The organism is Nonomuraea sp. K271 (assembly GCF_009908215.1).
Classification (GTDB): Bacteria; Actinomycetota; Actinomycetes; order Streptosporangiales; family Streptosporangiaceae; genus Nonomuraea; species Nonomuraea longispora.
In genome coordinates, this window is sequence record NZ_JAAAHR010000366.1 from 1 (window position 1) to 1,614 (window position 1,614).

Here is a 1,614-nt window from a genome sequence, read left to right on the forward strand (position 1 = left end):
CCCTCACACCGGGGTTGCCCGGCAGGCGGCGAGCACCGGGACCTAGGACCACCCGGATCGAGCTGATACCGCCCCCCGCGTACCTCACCACCGCTACCGAAGGAGATCATCATGGGTCGTCTCGAAGACCTCGCTGTCCAGTACGCCAATGCGGCCCGCTGGGACCTCAGGCAGGCCCTGACCCGCATCGTGCGTCTCGATGAGGAGGGCACGCTGCATGACAAGGATCTGGGCCGGATCGCTTATGCCTACCAGCGGTTGTCGTGGTGGCAGCAGGTCACCGACCTCACCCACGGCCGCGAGGACACCGTCGACGGCGCGAGCGCGCTGCTGACCGTACGGCAACACGCCCAGAGGCTGTTGCTCCACGCCCGCCCGGTGACCAACGGCGGCCTGTTCGCCCAAGCGATGGAGGAGTCCCGCCGGGGCGGCGCACGGGCCTTCCTGGACGCGACCGACAAACTCGCCCAAGCGCTGGCGCTGCCCTCCGATCTCGATGCTCCTTCCGCCGACCACGGCACCCCGGCCATCACGACTGAGCAGGGCTGGGATCAGGGCAACCGCCGGTGAGGGCGTGCGCGAGCACACATGCCTTATCCGGAGACGGCGATCACCCGTCTCCCTGCCTGCCTCGCCCGCCCATCCCCCGATCGGCGCGGGGCCGGTATCGAGCCGCCAGCCGGGCGGCCATCCCGTGCCCCTCACCCCTCACTAGCTCCTGCCATCCAGAGAAAGGGAAGACCCACGATGAACGACCCCTGTCAGCCCGGCCCGCTACCCCCGCCCGGCGGGCTGCACGAGATAACGCGGGCCTCGTGCGATCAGTTGACCGCCGAGAAGATGACCACCGTCCGCCACGCCTTCTACACGGCAGCGGCGAAGGCGATCTTCGCCTTGCAGAACGGGCAACGGCTCACCGGCGAGCAACTGTTCGTCACCGCCCACGCTCAGGCGTCCCGCGCCTGGTGGGACCGGGTGGCCGAGGAGATCACCGGCAAGAGGCTGAGCTCCGATCACGCACTACGGCGGGTGCGCTCGTGGGCCCGCCACTACCTCACCGGGGAACCCCCACTCACCCGGCCGGGAACGCTGTTCGACCACGCCCTCGCGCACGCCGCACGGATGGCCGCCCGTGACTTCCTGCACGACAGCGGCCACCTGCTCACCCAGCACCTCATCGACCAGACAGCCCACCCGCTCGCGGCCACACCCCCCGACCACGACCACCACCGGCCAGACAGCCTCATCCCGCCTGCCTCGACCGTGGCTGGGCCATGACCAGCCAGCCGATCACGCCAGCGCATCCCGGCACTGGCGACACCCCCGAACGAAGGGACACCCCCATCATGAACAACCCCCAGCAGCACCCCCACACCGGCGCCACGCCGGAGAAGAATATGGCTTGCCTGGAGGCGATCATCCGGCAGGCCGAACACGACCGCCAGGAGCACGTCGATGACCTGTTCCGGCGGCTGGGCCGGGGCGAGCGGCTGGCCGCCGTACAGGTCTACGACACCCTGCGCGCGCAGACCCTGTGCACGTGGTGGATGCTGGTGGCCCGGCACCTCGAGCACGCCGACGGCGGCACCCTGCGCCCGGCGCAGGCCGTGGCCC

3 protein-coding genes are annotated in these 1,614 nt (G+C 70.3%); all 3 read left to right on the forward strand.

Going from position 1 to position 1,614, the window contains the following annotated elements:
- Positions 1 to 111 precede the first annotated feature (111 nt).
- On the forward strand, positions 112 to 570 hold the full coding sequence (locus GUY59_RS46965) for a hypothetical protein (protein ID WP_138208856.1): 459 nt from the start codon (positions 112 to 114) through the stop codon (positions 568 to 570).
- A 177-nt stretch (positions 571 to 747) separates the two neighbouring features.
- On the forward strand, positions 748 to 1,278 hold the full coding sequence (locus GUY59_RS46970) for a hypothetical protein (RefSeq protein WP_161715146.1): 531 nt from the start codon (positions 748 to 750) through the stop codon (positions 1,276 to 1,278).
- A gap of 68 nt (positions 1,279 to 1,346) precedes the next feature.
- Positions 1,347 to 1,614 (forward strand): hypothetical protein (locus tag GUY59_RS46975; RefSeq protein ID WP_161715147.1); only part of this gene is annotated, 268 nt, incomplete at its 3' end.

What these genes read in the sequence shown, in the direction of transcription:
- GUY59_RS46970 (WP_161715146.1), top strand. Translation starts at nt 748, where the DNA reads ATGAACGACCCCTGTCAGCCCGGCCCGCTACCCCCGCCCGGCGGGCTG.
- GUY59_RS46965 (WP_138208856.1), top strand. Translation starts at nt 112, where the DNA reads ATGGGTCGTCTCGAAGACCTCGCTGTCCAGTACGCCAATGCGGCCCGC.